The organism is Streptococcus vestibularis, from assembly GCF_900636445.1.
In the GTDB taxonomy this organism is placed as follows: domain Bacteria; phylum Bacillota; class Bacilli; order Lactobacillales; family Streptococcaceae; genus Streptococcus; species Streptococcus vestibularis.
Window position 1 is genome coordinate 1,193,500 of record NZ_LR134275.1, and the last position, 19,373, is coordinate 1,212,872.

Sequence of the window (19,373 nt, forward strand, 5' to 3'; positions counted from 1 at the left end):
TGGGCTCCATCCGCACCTTTAGGTCCTTGCGCACCTTCTGCACCTTTGTCCCCTTTAGGGCCTTTGATGTTGCCTTCTTTTTCCCAGTTACCGTTATTCTTAACGAAGACATCGCCTGTTTCGGTATTGACGTATTTATCGCCGTCTTTACCTTGAGTTGCTTCTGGGTTAACTTTGCCGTTCAAGACATCTTTTCCGTCGCGGCCATCTCGTCCGTCACGACCTGCTGCTCCATCACGTCCATCGCGGCCTGGTAAACCTTGGGCTCCGTCTTGACCACGTTCACCTTGAAGACCTTGAGCACCTTTGTCCCCTTTAGGGCCTTTGATGTTGCCTTCTTTTTCCCAGTTGCCGTTATTCTTAACGAAGACGTCACCTGTTTCGGTATTGACGTATTTATCGCCGTCTTTACCTTGAGTCGCGTCTGGATTAACTTTGCCATTCAAGACATCTTTTCCGTCGCGGCCATCTCGTCCGTCACGACCTGCTGCTCCATCACGTCCATCGCGGCCTGGTAAACCTTGGGCTCCGTCTTGACCACGTTCACCTTGAAGACCTTGAGCACCTTTGTCCCCTTTAGGGCCTTTGATGTTGCCTTCTTTTTCCCAGTTGCCGTTATTCTTAACGAAGACGTCACCTGTTTCGGTATTGACGTATTTATCGCCGTCTTTACCTTGAGTCGCGTCTGGATTAACTTTGCCATTCAAGACATCTTTTCCGTCGCGGCCATCTCGTCCTGCTGGTCCTTGTGCGCCATCTCGTCCGTCGCGGCCTGGTAAACCTTGGGCTCCGTCTTGACCACGTTCACCTTGAAGACCTTGAGCACCTTTGTCCCCTTTAGGGCCTTTGATGTTGCCTTCTTTTTCCCAGTTGCCGTTATTCTTAACGAAGACGTCGCCTGTTTCGGTATTGACGTATTTATCGCCGTCTTTACCTTCTGTTGTTGGATCAACTTTGCCGTTCAAGACGTCTTTTCCGTCGCGGCCATCACGGCCGTCACGTCCTGCTGCGCCATCTCGTCCATCACGACCTGGTAAACCTTGAGCTCCGTCTTGACCACGTTCACCTTGAAGACCTTGAGCACCTTTATCACCCTTAGGTCCCTTGATGTTGCCTTCTTTTTCCCATGTGCCGTTATTCTTAACGAAGACGTCACCTGTTTCTGTGTTAACGTATTTATCGCCGTCTTTTCCTTCTGTTGTTGGATCAACTTTGCCGTTCAAGACGTCTTTTCCGTCGCGGCCATCTCGTCCGTCACGTCCTTGAGCACCATCTCGTCCGTCGCGGCCTGGTAAACCTTGGGCTCCATCCGCACCTTTAGGTCCTTGTGCACCTTCTGCACCTTTATCACCCTTAGGTCCCTTGATGTTACCTTCTTTTTCCCATGTGCCGTTATTCTTAACGAAGACGTCACCTGTTTCTGTGTTAACGTATTTATCGCCGTCTTTTCCTTCTGTTGTTGGATCAACTTTGCCGTTCAAGACATCCTTACCGTCGCGGCCATCTCGTCCGTCACGACCTGCTGCGCCATCACGTCCATCGCGGCCTGGTAAACCTTGGGCTCCGTCTTGACCACGTTCACCTTGAAGACCTTGAGCACCTTTGTCCCCTTTAGGTCCCTTGATGTTACCTTCTTTTTCCCATGTGCCGTTATTCTTAACGAAAACGTCACCTGTTTCTGTGTTAACGTATTTATCGCCGTCTTTTCCTTCTGTTGTTGGATCAACTTTGCCGTTCAAGACATCCTTACCGTCGCGGCCATCTCGTCCGTCACGACCTTGAGCTCCATCACGCCCATCGCGGCCTGGTAAACCTTGGGCTCCGTCTTGACCACGCTCACCTTGAAGACCTTGTGCACCTTTGTCCCCTTTAGGTCCCTTGATGTTGCCTTCCTTTTCCCAGTTGCCGTTATTCTTAACGAAGACGTCGCCTGTTTCTGTGTTAACGTATTTATCGCCGTCTTTTCCTTCTGTTGTTGGATCAACTTTGCCGTTCAAGACATCCTTACCGTCGCGGCCATCTCGTCCGTCACGACCTGCTGCGCCATCACGTCCATCACGACCTGGTAAACCTTGAGCTCCGTCTTGACCACGTTCACCTTGAAGACCTTGAGCACCTTTGTCCCCTTTAGGTCCTTGTGGTCCTTGTGGCCCTGCAACTCCGTCTTCACCTTTTAGACCTTGAGGTCCACGAATGTTACCAATCTTATCCCAAGTTCCGTTTTCTTTCTTATAAACATCACCTGTAGTTGCATCGATATAAGTGTCGCCATCTTTACCATCATCTGCTGTTGGTGCTTTAGGTCCACTTAATAATTCAGCACCATTACGTCCATCTGCTCCGGCTGCTCCGGCTGCACCATTGGCACCGTCTGTACCATTTAAAATATCAGCTGAACTAATTGGTTCGTCAACTCCTGGATCATATTTACCATTTCCATTGTTATCGAAGTAAGCTGTAATACGAGTTCCAATTACTTTTGGTTTTTCAGTTGGAGCTGGGGTATCTGATAATGATCTTCTTACTCTTCCGCTTCTTTGATTATTCAGTCTTACTGCTGCCTCTGCTAAAGCATTTAAATCAATATTTGGTGTACGTCCATCTTTTCCGTCTTTTACATTAACGGTTACAGGTTCTTCACCAGGAATAGTAAATGTAATATCAGTACTACGGCCGTCTGCTCCACGAGCAGTTGTGATTTTTGGAGTTTTTCCGTCACGTCCCGCTGCCCCTGTTTCACCACGGTCTCCACGTTCACCTTTTTCACCTTGCGCTCCAGTGAGACCGCGTTCGCCTTGGTCTCCTTTTTCACCTTTGGCACCATCTGCAATGACAACTTCTTTTAATTTCTTATCAGAAGCATCTAATTCATTATTTCCATTTTGATCATAATAGAAGATAACAGTTGTTGTCTTATCTGCTTCATTTCGTTGAGTCGCAACTAATGGACTTGCGCCATCGAAACCATCTCTTACAACAGTACTTGTAACATTACCTCTACCGTCGTTAATAGTGATAGTATGAGTGCCGTCATTTTTATTATCTTTAACGGTTACGGTTGGAGTTACACCGTCACGTCCTGCAGATCCTTGCGCTCCAGTGAGACCGCGTTCGCCTCGGTCTCCTTTTTCACCTTTAGCTCCAGTTAAACCGCGTTCACCTTGGTCTCCTTTTTCACCTTTAGCTCCAGTGAGACCACGTTCGCCTCGGTCTCCTTTTTCACCTTTAGCTCCAGTGAGACCGCGTTCGCCTCGGTCTCCTTTTTCACCTTTAGCTCCAGTGAGACCGCGTTCACCTTGGTCTCCTTTTTCACCTTTAGCTCCAGTGAGACCGCGTTCACCTTGGTCTCCTTTTTCACCTTTAGCTCCAGTTAAACCGCGTTCACCTTGGTCTCCTTTTTCACCTTTAGCTCCAGTGAGACCACGTTCGCCTCGGTCTCCTTTTTCACCTTTAGCTCCAGTGAGACCACGTTCGCCTTGGTCTCCTTTTTCACCTTTGGCTCCATCTTTAATAGCAATTTTTTGAACAAGTTCGTCTACACCTTCAGTATAAACACCGTTTCCATCGTTATCAAGATAGAAAGTGAGGTTATTTGTATCACCGACTTTATTTTGATCGACACGTGGTTTTACTGTATCGATTAGCTCTTTAGCCACACCAATTTGCATAATACGTGGCTTAGCTTCTTTAGTAACAGAATTACTAATTGGTAATCCTAAAAGTGTTTCGTTACCAAATCGATGTACTTTATAGGTAATTTGACGTTGTCCTTTTTCACCTTCTCGAACTAATCTAGTTTGACCTTCTAGTAACTTACTAGTTGGAAGATAGACAGTTTGGAAGTCAATGTCTTCTGAAACAGTCTTGTTATTAGTACCACCATAAGGGTTTGCATCCAAGTATAGTGGGTTTGCTCTATAATAATAGTTGGAGTTGCTGTATGGGTCATTGCTAGTAGCGGCACTACCACCACCTTGGTCCACGTTAAAAGTAACTGGTTTCAAACGAACAGATAAGTCACCATTTGGATTAATGATAGGCAAACTAAATCTGATTGTTTGTTTTTCACTCGTTGATGTAGCAGAAGTCATACTGTATCCTGAGTGCGATACGAAGTTGCCACCCTGACTAACAGGTCTTGTTTGTTCTCTCAACCTTGGAGTCGTGATGGTTGCATTTGAAGGATTTCCAAATCCATCCCCTTTATCCAAGATAAAGTTATTATTAACAAATTCACCTGGACCAGAATAGTCGATTGTGAAATTCAATTTATTACCTTGACGTACTGTTGTTACATCGTAATGAATGGAATTACCACCACGTGAGTTCCCGTAGCCACGGAAACTATAACTACGACCACCTTGACTAATATCTGTAAATGCAACTGTATTTCCAGAACCTGAAACAATTGGGTTTGCTGGATTGCTAGACGCTCTAAAGCCACTGTGTCCCTTATCTAAGTCTTCCTTACGAATTGCTGGATTTTGACGAGCATCAGAAAGGCTCAATCCTGGTTTCAAGATTTCATTAGTTGCTTCTACTTTAGCAGTTGTGCTAGTTGGCAAAACAGCACTATCAACAGCTGAGCGATCAGACGTTGTTGCAGCTGGCTTAGACTCTTCTTTCGCTTCAACTACATCAGCTTTCTTCCCTACAGGCGTTTCTAATACAGTTCCTTTGTCAGAGTTAGAACGAGACTCTAGACCAATATTAGCTGATTTATCTTTTGCTTCTTCAACTTTTTCTGCTGGTTTAGTAGCTTCTTCAGTTTTAACTGGAGTCGTTTCTACTGGATGAGCAACAGTTGGAGCTGTGTAAGTTGTTTCTTTTTTAGGGGTAGAGACTTCTGCTAGTTTAGTAGCTTCTTCAGTTTTAGCTGGAGTCGTTTCTACCGGATGAGCAACAGTTGGAGCTGCGTAGGTTGTTTCTTTTTTAGGGGTAGAGACTTCTGCTGGTTTAGTAGCTTCTTCTACCTTATCAACAGAAACAATGTTAGTTACTTCTGGATTTTGTTCCTCCGCTTGTACTGCTTGCGCATTAGCAGCAGTTCCCAAGACTAAGGCTGTCCCAAGCAAGACACTAGCCGCACCAAAGTGATACTTACGAATAGAGTATCGTTGATGCATGCTATACCAGTCAAATGATTTCTTATGTGAATGTTTCATTTTGAACTCCTAAATAATATTTTACAATTCCCAATCTACAACCATTTGATATATAAATCAATATTTTCTGAATAATTGATATATTCTGTTTTTGCACCTAAGAGTCACTTATATTATTCTAAATTCTCTGACTACTAACGACAATTTTCTTATTCTAATTTTATTGTACTTTTTGGACAAGAATGTGATAGAATAAATTAAGGAGGAGACTATCTACATGCGTAACCTTTTATCCACAAAAGTTCAACGACAATTACGTTTAATGGAAACTTTAATTCAAAATCGTAATTGGATGAAATTACATGAACTTGCCGAAAAATTAGAATGTACAGAACGAATCTTAAAAAGTGATTTAAATGAACTACGTCTTGCCTTTCCAGATATTGACATCCAATTTTCTGCTAACGGAATCATGATAGATTTAGCACTTAACACTAGTGTAGAAGATGTATATCAATATTTTCTTGCACATTCTCAATCTTTTCAATTACTAGAGTATCTGTTTTTCAATGAGGGCCTACCTATTTATCGAACAATAGAAAATCTTCATTCTAGTAATGCTAATCTCTATCGATTAGGTCGAAATATTACAAAAACTCTATCATCTCAGTTTCAAATAGAATTATCTTTTACTCCATCCGAGATACGTGGGAATGAGATTGATATTCGCTATTTTTTTGCCCAATATTTTTCTGAGCGCTATTATTTCCTAGACTGGCCTTTTCCTGACCTTCCTGAAGAAGATTTAACAGAGTTTGCTGACTTCTTCTATAAAATCACGAATTACCCAATGACATTTTCAATTTATAGAATGTACAAATTGATGCTGGCTATCAGTATCCACCGCATCAAAAATGGTCATTTTATCGACTTACCAAATCATTTCTATGATGAATACTATCCTATTTTGGAAAGTATTCCAAACTTTGAGGAGATACTTGTCCATTTCTCTGAGAAATTGGGGTTGGAAATCACTCCAGATATAATCGCACAAATTTTTATATCCTTTATTCAAAACAATCTTTTCTTAGATCCTCAAGAATTCTTCAACTCTTTAGAAGAGAACAGTGAAGCAAGATACTCTTACCAATTACTTAGTCAAATATTAGAACGCCTATCAAAACAATATAAGATTACTTTTACCAACCACGATGAGCTGATTTGGCATTTGCACAACACTGCTTTATTTGAAAGACAGGAAATCTTTTCTACCCCAATCTTATTTGAACAAAAAGCATTGACGATTCAAAAATTCGAAGTTTACTTCCCAGACTTTATGGAAAGTGCGCGTCAAGAACTGGCTCAATACCGTCAAGCAATTGGACAGCATGACCATCCTGAACAGTTGGAACACTTGATGTACACCATCTTAACCCATGCTGAACACCTCTCTACTCAGCTGTTAGAAAATCGACCACCTATCAAGGTTTTGATTATCAGTAACTTTGACCATGCTATATCCCTTACCTTTGTTGATATGCTCTCCTATTACTGTAATAACCGCTTCACCTTCGATATTTGGGATGAATTAGAAACAAGTCCTGAGATTTTAAATCAGACAGATTACGATGTCATCGTGTCTAATTTCTATATTCCAGATATCACCAAGAAGTTTATTTGCCAAAACCATCTGTCAATCATGGATTTGGTCAATCATCTTAATACTTTATCAAATGAGATCCATTTATCCAATACTTTATAAGCTAGAAAAAAGTCAGCATGATGTGCTGACTTTTTCTCTTATCTGATTTATATACTTCCTTAACAAAAACCAATTCCTGTAACTTTTGTAGTGGATAAAACTCTATAGATTTTATGGAGCCTAAAAGTCCCATAAAATCTATAATGAGAAGAGACACAACAACTCATTAGAAAGAATCATATGAAAGAATTACACTTGATCACAAAACCACTCGATATTTAAGACTCTAATATCCAGATTCTAGACATCATCAATAAGGATACACACAAGAAGATCATCGCTTAACTGGACTATAATGCCCCATCTTGTCCTGATTGCGAAAGCCAAATGAAGAAATAGGATTTTCAAAAACCGTCTAAGATTCCTTACCTTGAGATGACTGGTACTCCTACCAGAATTCTTCTGAAAAAAGCGTCGTTTTAAGTGCTACTATTGTTCGAAAATGATGGTCGCCGAGACATCTTTCGTCAAGAAAAATCACCAAATTCCTCGTATCATCAATCAAAATATTGCTCAAAAGTTAATTGAAAAGACTTCTATGACCGATATTGCACATCTGCTTTCCATTTCAACGTCAACTGTCATTTGTCATTCGTAAGCTCAATGACTTCCGTTTTAAGCATGATTTTTCTCGTCTTCCAGAGACCATCCGAAATCACTTTCTTAAATATGATAGAGTAGTCCGATGTCGAGTGAAAATCATGACTATGGATATGTTTAGCTCTTACTATGACTTGGCTAAACAGCTTTTTCCATATGCTAAAATTGTACTTGATTGCTTTCACCCTTCGTTATTATATTTCTAAACTCATGCTGAAACAGTTCAGTGAACAGTTTTACTCCAACACCTTAGATCTTAGCCGTGTTATGAGTCATATGCGTGTTCAAATCATAAATCAATTTGAGCGAGAACCTCATGGATACAAGACAATCAAACGTTATTGAAAGCTCATTCAACAAGATTGTTGTAAACTCAGCGCTAAGCGATTTTATCGTCCTACTTTTCGTATGCACTTGACGAATAAAGAAATTCTAGACAAGCTTTTGAGTTTTTATGCCCCTATCTAGATACTAGCTTTTCGTCATCCACTACAGTCGACAAAGAGCTAAAAAATAGGAAAAGCCATCCAAATGGACAGCTCTTTCACTATTTAGAAAGTCCAGTAAAAAAGTCTACGATAGCTTGCCAGATTTTTGAGAAAATATTTTTGCTATTCTCAACTGCTTTGTTAGCATTAAAGTTTAGGTTGATTCCAGAGAAGGTATTACCAGCTTTCGAAACGATAGAATCTTTAAGTGAACTCAGACTTGACTTGAAGCTAGCACTATCAATGATTGATGACTTAGATAAATTTAAAGCAAAGTTCACTAAAAGATTGATTTGTGTATCAGAAAGATTCAAGTTGTAGTTATTGATGGTTTGCTGAACAATTGTTTTAGCTTGATCTTCAGTCAACTTATTTCCTTTATCAGCAACTGCCGCCTTGATATCAGTCATGGCTACATTAAGCTTATCCGCATCATAGTTACTCTTACCTGAATTTTCCTCATTGATTTGGGAAAGGGTTTTAAGCTCCTCCTGAGCAAGCTCTTTGCTTTCATCTGAGACTTTGGCTCCATTCTGCTCTAGAGAATAATAAATACCAGCCAAGGCACTTTCCCCAGTTACTGGAATAGGTGCTGCTACTGTAATCTTAGCATGTTCGATACCAAGTGTCGTGGCAGCATTACGGTACATATCTGGAGTGATTTTAGTGATATTTTGCGGTGTCACAATCTCTACACTCAAGGTTTCCTTAGCACCTAGCTTAGCAATCTTTACTGAAGAATATAGCTGAAGACTAGAATCGTCAGCAACATTCATGATATTCGCATAAGCAGATGTCGTAAGTGTCTTAACATTGGTATCCTTACTACTATCATACCCTAACAAATTCAAGGTTTCATTACGTTGCTCTTCCGACAATGAGTAACCCATCACATAGTCTGGTTGAACATAAGATTCATCAATAACCTTTTGGACTTGCGATGACGTTGCTGCTTGCGCAACCAAAGTGAAGGCTGTTACTGAAGCCAATAAAGCCATCCCAGTAACAAGAAGTTTTTTCAATTTCATGTGTGTTTCCTTTCGAAAATAGAATATTATTCCATAATCTCCTGAAGGACGACTGGTATGAGACCAACCGTGAATTTATTATACCATGACTTAAAAAATTAAGGTCAAAAAAACTACTCGTGCAACTCCAAGGGAAGACCATCCGGATCAGTAAAGAAAGTCATCTTTTCCCCAGTAAAACTGTCCTTGCGAATAGGTTGGCAGGAAATACCCTTTTCTTCTAAACTCTTGACAACCTCTTCAATATTAGCCACTTTAAAAGCTAAATGACGTAATCCACATGCCTCAGGATAAGACAGACGTTTTGGTGGCTCCACATAGGCTAGATCACTAGTCTTATTTCCAAAGATTTCCAGTTCTATATCACCACAACGTAGATCTAATTTATAATCATGACGTTCCGGACGATAATTTTCACGTATAATTTCAAAACCTAGTTTATTAACATAAAAATCTCGAGATGAATCATAATCAGAAACAATGATAGCGACATGGTGTATTGTTTTCAAAAACATTTTTCCCTCCATAGAAAAAGGCCTTATGGCCTTTTCTTAACTTTGAAATTGATTGTATGACTTATTGAAGGCTTCAATAATATCTGAACTTGCCTTGTCAAAATCTACCTGTGATTTCAATTCACCTTTGACGATTGTACGCTGAGTTGCTTCAGCATCTGTACAAGTTACCAAAGTCACTTCAGATTTGCCAGGAGTGTCATCAACCACTGCTACTTCAGTTGGTTGAACAATTTTTACCTCACTGATAACATAGGTGTAGACCTTATTTTTATCCGTAAGATAAATCTTCATGCCTTCCTTAGCCTTATCTAGTGGTGAAAATAGCATATCAGATGCACCGGCAATACCAAAGACGTGGTGGCTAGCTAGTGAATAGTTGTTTTCACCACCCATGACTTGGTTTTCCTTCATAGTTCCAGCACCGTAGGTAAGCTCTGTATTGCCAAGTCCTTTGAAAATAGGGAGATTAATACCAACCTCAGGGATAGCAATTCCACCAACAACTGGAAGTTCTTGGGCACCTATCTGGGCTTGCAATACCGACTCTGTACTAACAGATTTAACCGTATCAAAGTCATAACTTGCCTCAGCTTCCTTGTTTTTCTCTATTGTCTTTTTAGAAACCTTACTTACTTGATATTTATTAGTATTCCAAGCAATTACAGTGTTTCGAATCGATTTATTGAAAATTAAAGCTAAACCAACAACCAAGAGAACAACAATCAAGATCCAACGAAGGACCTCAAGCCACTTACGATGCTTTTTAGGAGTCTTATTTTTGTTATCTTTTCTCATTAGTTATCACCACTTTCTTGGTCTTCAGTAACTTGATCAACTTCTTCAGGTTCAACCAAAGCAAAGGTGACAATACGAGCAGTATCATCTAAACGCATGACCTTAACCCCTTGAGTTGCACGACCAGTTTGCGAGATATTAGCAACTGCGGTACGGATAATAACACCCGTATCAGTTATGACCATAATATCCTCATCACCAGAAACTGTTACAATACCTGCTAGGTTACCATTTTTATCAGTGATATTAGCTGTCTTAATACCTTTACCACCACGCCCCTTAGTTGGGTATTCAGTAGCTGAGGTACGCTTACCGTAACCTTTTTCGGTGACAATCAAGACTTCTTGGTCTTCAGTAATAGCTGCTGCACCAACGACTTGGTCACCGTCACGAAGGGTTACCCCTTTAACACCAGCGGCCATACGACTCATACTGCGAATAGTATCCTCTTTGAAACGCACACTGTAACCAAATTTAGTACCAATAATAATTTCTTCATTACCAGTAGTCAAGAAGACATTGATTAGCTCGTCACCTTCTCTAAGTTTCAAGGCAATCAATCCATTTTGACGGATATTTTTGAATTCTGCTTCTTTAGTTCGTTTCACTAAACCTTGGCGAGTTACAAAGACAAGGTGGTTGTTATCTGATGCTTCATCACTCTTAGCATTAATCACTGTTTGAATTGTCTCACCTTCATCCAATTTCAAGAGATTGACAATAGGTAAGCCTTTGGCCGTACGACCATACTCAGGGATTTCATACCCCTTGAGACGGTATACACGCCCTTTGTTGGTCATAAAGTAAAGGTGATCATGAGTGCTTGTTGAGACAATATCTCGAACAAAGTCGTCATCGTTCACACCTGTTCCTTGAACTCCACGTCCTCCACGTTTCTGAGAACGAAATTCGTCTTGAGCCAATCGTTTGATATATCCCTTGCTAGAAAGAGTGATAACGACATCTTCTTCTTCGATTAGATCTTCATCTTCAAGTGAGACAACTTCACCGACCATCAATTCTGTACGACGGGCATCTGCGAATTTACGCTTACTTTCATCCAACTCTTCCTTGATGATAGCAATGACACGTTCTGGTTTTGCCAAAATATCAGCCAAATCAGCAATCAAAGCAAGGAGATCATTGTACTCATTCTGAATCTTATCGCGTTCCAAACCGGTCAAACGACGCAAACGCATATCAAGAATGGCCTGACTTTGACGTTCAGTGAGTTCAAAGCGAGCCATCAACTCGGCTTGAGCCTCTGCATCAGTTTGACTGTTACGAATAATCGTAATCACTTCATCCAGATGATCAAGCGCAATTAACAAGCCTTCTAAAATATGGGCACGTGCTTCAGCCTTATCCTTATCAAACTGTGTACGACGGACCACAACCTCTTGTTGGTGAGCAATATAGTCAGCCAAAATTTGACGCAAGGAAAGGATTTTGGGCACACCCTTTTCAATGGCCAACATATTGAAGCTGAAGTTTGTCTGAAGTTGCGTTAATTTGAACAAATTGTTCAAGATTACGTTGGCAGATGCATCGCGACGCACTTCGATGATAAAACGTACCCCCTCACGAGAAGACTCGTCACGAACTGCTGTAATCCCCTCAATACGTTTTTCCTGGGCCAAACGAACGATGTGTTCATGGACCTTAGTCTTATTGACCATATAAGGGAACTCAGTGACTACAATGCGCTCACGACCTGATTTTGTTGTTTCAATTTCGGTACGCGAACGAAGAACAATAGAGCCTTTACCAGTTTCGTAAGCACGGTGAATACCAGATCTCCCCATGACCAAACCACCAGTTGGAAAGTCTGGACCAGGAAGAACTTCCATCAATTCACGGGTTGTGACTTCAGGATTGTCCATCATCAGTTCAACGGCATCTATAGTTTCAGCCAAATTGTGTGGTGGAATGTTGGTCGCCATACCAACCGCAATCCCTGTAGCACCATTAACAAGAAGATTTGGAATACGTGATGGAAGAACAATTGGCTCACGTTCAGAACCATCGTAGTTATCTTGAAAATCTACGGTATTCTTATTGAGATCACGGAGCATCTCCAGGGCGATTTTAGACATACGAGCCTCAGTGTAACGCTGAGCGGCTGCGCCATCACCATCCATAGAACCAAAGTTTCCGTGGCCGTCAACCAACATGTAACGGTAACTCCACCATTGAGCCATACGAACCATGGCTTCATAGATAGATGAATCACCATGTGGGTGATATTTACCCATAACATCCCCGGTAATACGGGCAGATTTTTTATGAGGCTTATCAGGTGTCACCCCAAGCTCATTCATTCCATAAAGAATACGACGTTGTACCGGTTTTAAACCGTCACGAACATCTGGGAGTGCACGAGATACGATAACACTCATGGCATAATCGATAAAACTCGTTTTCATCTCAGACGTCAAATTAACGTCAATTAAATTATTATCTTGCACTCTAAAAATGCCTCTTTTCTTTCATTCAAATCATTCTAAATTCTCATAAAAGAGAATGGAAAATTTCTATAATATTATACCATAAAACGCTTTATATTTCAGTTCCCTAAAACGCTTTCATTTGATAATTCCTTAATATTTCGTGACATCCATCACTTAAAATGGTAGAATAAGCAGTGTATGGGGTAACCCAATAAAAAATTAAGGAGATGTTTAGACCATGACTGCAACTAAACAACACAAAAAAGTCATCCTTGTTGGTGACGGTGCCGTAGGTTCATCTTACGCTTTCGCACTTGTAAACCAAGGTATCGCTCAAGAACTCGGTATCATCGAAATTCCACAATTGTTTGAAAAAGCTGTTGGTGATGCGCTTGACCTTAGCCACGCACTTGCTTTCACTTCACCTAAAAAAATCTACGCAGCTAAATATGAAGACTGTGCGGATGCTGACCTTGTAGTTATCACTGCTGGTGCTCCACAAAAACCAGGTGAAACTCGTCTTGATCTTGTTGGTAAAAACCTTGCTATCAACAAATCTATCGTTACTCAAGTTGTTGAATCAGGCTTCAAAGGAATCTTCCTTGTAGCAGCTAACCCAGTTGACGTATTGACTTACTCAACATGGAAATTCTCAGGATTCCCTAAAGAACGCGTTATCGGTTCAGGTACTTCACTTGACTCAGCTCGTTTCCGTCAAGCACTTGCTGAAAAACTTGATGTCGATGCTCGTTCAGTTCACGCTTACATCATGGGTGAACACGGTGACTCAGAGTTTGCGGTTTGGTCACACGCTAACATCGCCGGTGTCAACCTTGAAGAGTTCCTTAAAGACAAAGAAAACGTTCAAGAAGCTGAATTGGTTGAATTGTTCGAAGGTGTTCGTGATGCAGCTTACACAATTATCAACAAAAAAGGTGCTACATACTACGGTATCGCAGTAGCCCTTGCTCGTATCACTAAAGCTATCCTTGACGATGAAAATTCAGTACTTCCATTGTCTGTATTCCAAGAAGGTCAATATGGTGTAAGTAACGTCTTTATCGGTCAACCTGCTATCGTAGGTGCACACGGTATCGTACGTCCAGTAAACATCCCATTGAACGATGCGGAACAACAAAAGATGAAAGCTTCTGCTGATGAATTGCAAGCTATCATTGATGAAGCATGGAAAAACCCTGAATTCCAAGAAGCTTCAAAAAACTAATCTTACTTTAGTTAAATAAAAGCCTCCAGTTGGAGGTTTTTTAGTATTTAAAAAAGAAAAACAGCTAATTCAAATGAATTAGCTGTTTAATATTATTCAGCTGAGATAGCTGCTTTAGCAATATAGCTAAGTGGTTGGTTAAAATGTGGCAAGAAGAACAAATCAAGCAATTGTAGACGATCAATTGTTACTCCTTCTTGAATTGCCAATGAGAACATGTGGATTCCCATTGAGATATCCATGCGTGAAACCATTTGAGCTCCCAAAACTTTACGAGTATCTTTATCATAAACAATCTTGATAGTTACATCGTCATTTTCATCTTCCATGAAGGCAGCTTTTTGAAGATCTGTTGATTCTACTACTGCTGGATTGAAACCAAAACGTTTTGCTTTCTCTTCAGTCAAACCAGTAGAAACCATGTTCAAACCATAGATAGAGATACCATTTGATCCTTGAACACCATTTGATTCTACATCACCACCACCGACATTGTGTCCACCTACAATACCTGAACGAACAGCATTTGAAGCCAAGGCAATGTAGTTGACATCGTCAAGAGCATTGTCATAAACCGTAGCACAATCACCAACAGCGTAAACATCCTTAACTGATGTTTCTTGTTTCTTATTAACAAGGTAAGCACCATTTCGGAATGTTTCCAATTTACCAGCTCCAAGGGCTGTATTAGGACGGAAACCAACGGCAAGAACAACCATATCTACATCATAAGCATTTTTATCTGTTACGATGCGTTCTACATTAGTTTCACCTTCTACTGCTTTAACAGTTTCGCCAAAGGCCAATTGGATACCATGGTCTTCCATATTTTTAGCCATACGGTCTGTAAAATCGCGGTCATAGTATCCTGCCAAACATGTGTCAACAACATCAATAAGGATAACTTCTTTACCATGGCGTTGGAAAGCTTCAGCCAATTCAACACCAATGTAACCTGCACCAACGACTGCTACACGTTTGATGTCTTGTGACTTATCATTCAACTTATCAATAACTTCTTGAGCATTTTGGAAAAGTTTAACGAATTGAAGGTTTTCAAGAGTCGCTTCGAAAGTACGACTCCCTTCTTTAATCTCAGCACCATCGATTGGAGGTAAGATTGGCTGTGAACCAGTAGCTAAAATCAATTTGTCATATGATTCAACATGTTCTTTACCATCAACAAGAGCTGTAACAGTTTTACCGTCAAAGTCAATAGACTCAACTGGTGAGTTCATATAAACTTTTGCTCCCTTGCTTTCGAGGCCTTCTTTATTGGCATAGAAAAGGCCATCAGAACCTGAGATTTGATTACCAATCCAAAGAGCCATACCACAACCCAAGAATGAAATGTTAGAGTTTTGATCAAAAACAACTACTTCATTTTGGTCTCCGTAATTATCAAGAATGGTATTAATACTAAAAGTACCAGCATGGTTAGCACCAACAACTACGATTTTTGACATAAGTTTATCCAACTTTCTTTTGATAATAGTTTACTATACCATTTTACCACAATTGGAAAACGGTTACACGTTTTATGCTCAAACTTTGTTACTTTTTGAACAAAATAAGACATTTTGATTTAAAATCGTCATTTTATTAGCTCAATCCATATTAACTAGTGTGCTATGTTAAATATTCTTATCACTAATTGACCCTAGAGTCTCTATCATTAAGCTATTATCAACCCCTAATGACTACTACTTGGCTCTTTGGCCACTCAAAAAAAGAGTGAGTGACACTCCAACTCATTGAGAAGATATCAACACTCTTTTTGATTATACTAACTCATTAAAATCCCAAACGTCTGTCCAACCTTCATAAAATTCGGGTTCGTGACATACCATGAGGACACTACCTTTAAAGGCCTGAAGAGCACGCTTCAATTCGTCCTTGGCTTCAACATCCAAGTGATTGGTGGGCTCGTCAAGAACAAGGACATTATTTTCACGATTCATAAGGAGACAGAAACGAACTTTAGCCTGCTCTCCTCCTGACAAGACCTGAATTTGACTTTCAATATGTTTAGAAGTTAAACCACATTTGGCTAATGCTGCACGAACCTCAGCTTGATTTAGAGCTGGGAAAGCATCCCAAACCGCTTCAAGTGGGGTCTGACGTGAGCCTTCTGCTTCTTGCTCAAAATAACCTAGGTCAATAAAATCACCCGTTTCAACTTCTCCTTCAAGAGGTTGAATAATACCAAGCAGGCTCTTAAGCAAAGTGGTCTTACCAATACCATTGGCACCGACAATAGCTACCTTTTGATTACGTTCGAATGTAAGATTCAATGGAGCCTTGGTCAACGGACGGTCGTAACCAATAACAAGATCTTTGGTTTGGAAAATAAAGCGTCCAGGTGTACGACTTTCCTTGAAATGGAATTCTGGTTTTGGCTTCTCTGCCTGCAACTCGATAATTTCCATCTTATCCAATTTCTTCTGACGAGACATGGCCATATTTCGAGTAGCAACGCGCGCTTTATTACGGTTAACAAAATCTTGAAGGTCTGCAATTTCCTTTTGCTGACGTTCATAGGCTGCTTCCAATTGAGCTTTCTTCATTGCATAGACAGATTGGAAATTGTCATAATCACCTGCATAGCGAACCAAATCTTGATTTTCAACATGGTAGACAATGTTAATCACATCGTTTAAGAATGGAATATCATGCGAAATGAGAACAAAAGCATTCTCATACTCTTGGAGATAGCGTTTAAGCCAGGCGATGTGTTCTGCGTCCAAATAATTTGTTGGCTCATCGAGGAGCAAGATATCAGGTTTTTCAAGCAATAACTTAGCCAAGAGAATCTTGGTACGTTGACCACCTGAAAGATCTGTTACATCAGTGTCCATACCAAAGTCCATAACACCTAGTGCACGGGCAACCTCATCAATCTTAGCATCTAGTGTATAGAAATCACGCGTTTCCAAACGATCCTGAAGCTCACCTACTTCTTCCATCAGAGCATCAACGTCGGCTCCTTCGTCAGCCATAGACATGTAAATCTCGTTGATGCGTTCTTCAGTTTTAAAGAGCTCATCGAAAGCCGTACGAAGGACATCACGTACGGTCATACCCTTTTCAAGGACAGCATGCTGATCCAAGTAACCTGCTGTTACATACTTAGACCACTCTACCTTACCTTCATCTGGCTGCAATTTCCCAGTAACGATAGACATAAAGGTTGATTTCCCTTCACCGTTAGCACCGACAAGACCGATATGCTCACCCTTGAGCAAACGGAATGAGACATTTTCAAAAATAGCACGGTCACCAAATCCGTGACTAAGATTTTTGACTTCTAAAATAGACATAGCATATCTGGGCTAAAACAGTCTTCAGCCCTTTCCTTTCTTGACATTAACTCTACTATTTTACCATTTTTTAGTTTAAATTTGGACCTATGCTTCTGGAAAATTAAAAAGAGTTATCAGGACCAACCTGCTAACTCTTTAGTTTCTCTGTAAAATACGTTTAAAGACAGGATATAGGAGAGGAACCGCAATAATTGTAACAACTGATGTCCCAAAAGTACCACCAATCTTAACCAATGAAGCCAACATTGCAGCTTTTAAAGGTAGAGATGCAACAGCAGTGTTTATAATCGTATATTTGACAAAATTAAGAATGATTTTCGTCACTGCAGCTATCACCCCAATAATTATGATATTAGCCATTTTGTCATTTGATTTTAGGAGCTTTTCAAAAACAAGATAGAGAACATAACAGACAATCAAAGATTCTAAAATAGTAATCCAGACTTCAGCGGCATAACCATTGAAAATATCAAATAACCCTAACCCTACTGTTGCGACTAGCGCACCTTTTCTAGCACCGAAAATCAAAACAGCAATTACCACTAGAGCATTTCCCAGATGGACAAATTGAGGTCCAAAAGGAATACGAATAAACTGTACACTCACAATAATTAAAGCTGCATACAAACTCAATTCAACTAATTCACGTGTTTTATCACTTTTCATTTTTCTCCTCCAATAGGGCATTAAAACCACTGAATAAATAACCGATATGGGGCTCATAGCAAAGACCATATTTTAAAGGACGACCATCGGACAGTGTTGACGAAAGAACCCTATCCATGACATCCAAGGCTAAATCACAAACCTTTAGTAAATCAAGATCATAAAAGTAACCAGCTGATAAGATTGCCGTTAGTAAATCACCACTACCATAAAAATGAGATTGATAACTTTTCCTCATAAGATAAGCCGTTTCATTAATCTCTTTATCAAAATAAGCCAAACCCATTTTTTCTGTCTCAAATGAGATACCTGTCAAAATAACTTTTCGAGGGCCAATCTTGCTTAAATCTCTCAGAAGCTTCTCAATACTAGCCTTGTCATAGGAACCTGCTTCAAGATATGGAGTATCCGTCAACAAGGCAGCTTCTGTCAGATTGGGAATGATGACATCTGCCTGTTGACAGAAATCCTTCATAGCTTCTACATAGTTTCTATCAAAACCTTGATAGAGACAACCATTGTCACCCATAATAGGGTCAACAAATAGAGCTATCTGTTTATCGCGAGCCAATTGACCTACACGCTTTAGTGCTTCTTCTGACTTAAAATAACCACTCACAAGGCCATCTACTCTAAAATCCAAGTGCTCCCACTGCTTACAAAGTCCCTTTAGATCATCCGTAAGATCTCGCACATAGATATTGTCAAACTCACCAGTATGCGAAGATAAAAGGACTGTTGGTAGGGGAAGAACTTCAGTTTGACAAGCTGACATGATAGGGAGGCTACTTGTTAAAGCAACCTTACCTAGACCAACCAGGTCATTGGCAACAATTACTTTGGTCATCTATTTTCCTTCCCAGGTCTTTTTAAACTGTTTAACAAAACCTGTGTGGAAATAAATGTAGTAGGCCATTCCTAAACCAAGAATAGCAGCTACAATGTCAAAAGGAATCTTCATAATAGCATAGGCAGGCGTTCCATAGATAAAGGCTCTTCCTAAGCCATATCCGACTAAGTCAATAATAGCCCCAATTAAGAGACCTAAAGCTGCCTTAGACTTACTCAATTTTCCTAAGCGTCCTCCAACAATGAGTGCAATAGCAAGAACTTGAAGGCTGTGTGTTACTAGGGTCACCCACATAGGAAGGGGGTAGAAAAGAAAATCTCCAATAAAGGAACCTACTCCGGCAATAATAACTGCTTCTGTAGGTGGGAAAATTAAACCAACTAGGAAAATAATAATCCCGTTAAAATAGAAATGACCTCCTGGCACAGGAATAGATAAGAGACTCGAGCTCAAAATAATGACAAGTGCCATGAAAAATGCAGAAATGGTTAAACGTTTTGAAGACATACCTAAAACTCCTTAGTCAATAAATATAGTATAAGTTTATGAAAATTCTGACGATT

General features: G+C 40.2%; 11 protein-coding genes and 2 pseudogenes. 3 read left to right on the forward strand and 10 right to left on the reverse strand.

Annotated features, from left to right (window positions below; translation table 11 throughout):
• Positions 1 to 143: 143 nt before the first annotated feature.
• Positions 144 to 5,165, reverse strand: a pseudogene (locus EL076_RS10615) (G5 domain-containing protein); the annotation flags it as partial.
• 217 nt (positions 5,166 to 5,382) lie between these two features.
• Between EL076_RS10615 and pclR the strand changes: the two are divergent.
• Both pclR and EL076_RS06100 read left to right on the forward strand, forming a co-directional pair.
• Entirely contained in the window at positions 5,383 to 6,867 is a 1,485-nt protein-coding gene (pclR, locus tag EL076_RS06095) for a virulence transcriptional activator PclR (RefSeq protein WP_003094276.1), read from the forward strand.
• 231 nt (positions 6,868 to 7,098) lie between these two features.
• Positions 7,099 to 7,920, forward strand: a pseudogene (locus tag EL076_RS06100) (transposase family protein); the annotation flags it as partial.
• A 94-nt stretch (positions 7,921 to 8,014) separates the two neighbouring features.
• Here EL076_RS06100 and EL076_RS06105 read toward each other — a convergent pair.
• The 4 genes from EL076_RS06105 to gyrA all read right to left on the reverse strand — a co-directional run bounded on the left by EL076_RS06105 (position 8,015) and on the right by gyrA (position 12,764).
• Complete coding sequence (locus EL076_RS06105) at positions 8,015 to 8,983, reverse strand: DUF1002 domain-containing protein (protein ID WP_126429659.1); 969 nt, start codon at positions 8,981 to 8,983, stop codon at positions 8,015 to 8,017.
• Positions 8,984 to 9,096: 113 nt separating this feature from the next.
• Positions 9,097 to 9,498 carry an SMU1112c/YaeR family gloxylase I-like metalloprotein gene (gloA2, locus tag EL076_RS06110; RefSeq protein ID WP_126429661.1) on the reverse strand — a complete coding sequence of 134 codons (402 nt, stop codon included), beginning with the start codon at positions 9,496 to 9,498 and terminating at the stop codon, positions 9,097 to 9,099.
• A gap of 36 nt (positions 9,499 to 9,534) precedes the next feature.
• Positions 9,535 to 10,296 carry a class A sortase gene (locus EL076_RS06115; protein WP_003094436.1) on the reverse strand — a complete coding sequence of 254 codons (762 nt, stop codon included), beginning with the start codon at positions 10,294 to 10,296 and terminating at the stop codon, positions 9,535 to 9,537.
• The gene (gene gyrA / locus EL076_RS06120; RefSeq protein WP_003094494.1) at positions 10,296 to 12,764 is read right to left on the reverse strand and encodes a DNA gyrase subunit A; all 2,469 of its coding nucleotides are present in this window, start codon (positions 12,762 to 12,764) and stop codon (positions 10,296 to 10,298) included. The genes EL076_RS06115 and gyrA overlap by 1 nt, the downstream gene beginning before the upstream one ends.
• Positions 12,765 to 12,984: 220 nt before the next feature.
• Between gyrA and EL076_RS06125 the strand changes: the two genes are divergently transcribed.
• Positions 12,985 to 13,971 carry an L-lactate dehydrogenase gene (locus EL076_RS06125; RefSeq protein ID WP_126429663.1) on the forward strand — a complete coding sequence of 329 codons (987 nt, stop codon included), beginning with the start codon at positions 12,985 to 12,987 and terminating at the stop codon, positions 13,969 to 13,971.
• A gap of 92 nt (positions 13,972 to 14,063) precedes the next feature.
• Here EL076_RS06125 and nox read toward each other — a convergent pair whose 3' ends face one another.
• From nox to EL076_RS06150, 5 genes are all read right to left on the reverse strand, one after another.
• Entirely contained in the window at positions 14,064 to 15,437 is a 1,374-nt protein-coding gene (gene nox / locus EL076_RS06130; RefSeq protein ID WP_126429665.1) for a H2O-forming NADH oxidase, read from the reverse strand.
• Between the two features lie 315 nt (positions 15,438 to 15,752).
• Positions 15,753 to 17,291, reverse strand: a complete 1,539-nt coding sequence (locus tag EL076_RS06135; protein ID WP_126429667.1) for an ABC-F family ATP-binding cassette domain-containing protein — start codon at positions 17,289 to 17,291, stop codon at positions 15,753 to 15,755.
• A gap of 138 nt (positions 17,292 to 17,429) precedes the next feature.
• Entirely contained in the window at positions 17,430 to 17,960 is a 531-nt protein-coding gene (locus tag EL076_RS06140) for an ECF transporter S component (protein ID WP_126429669.1), read from the reverse strand.
• Positions 17,950 to 18,807: a pyridoxamine kinase gene (locus tag EL076_RS06145; RefSeq protein ID WP_126429671.1), complete on the reverse strand. Its 858-nt coding sequence runs from the start codon at positions 18,805 to 18,807 to the stop codon at positions 17,950 to 17,952. The genes EL076_RS06140 and EL076_RS06145 overlap by 11 nt, the downstream gene beginning before the upstream one ends.
• Complete coding sequence (locus EL076_RS06150) at positions 18,808 to 19,317, reverse strand: ECF transporter S component (RefSeq protein ID WP_126429673.1); 510 nt, start codon at positions 19,315 to 19,317, stop codon at positions 18,808 to 18,810.
• Positions 19,318 to 19,373 lie beyond the last annotated feature (56 nt).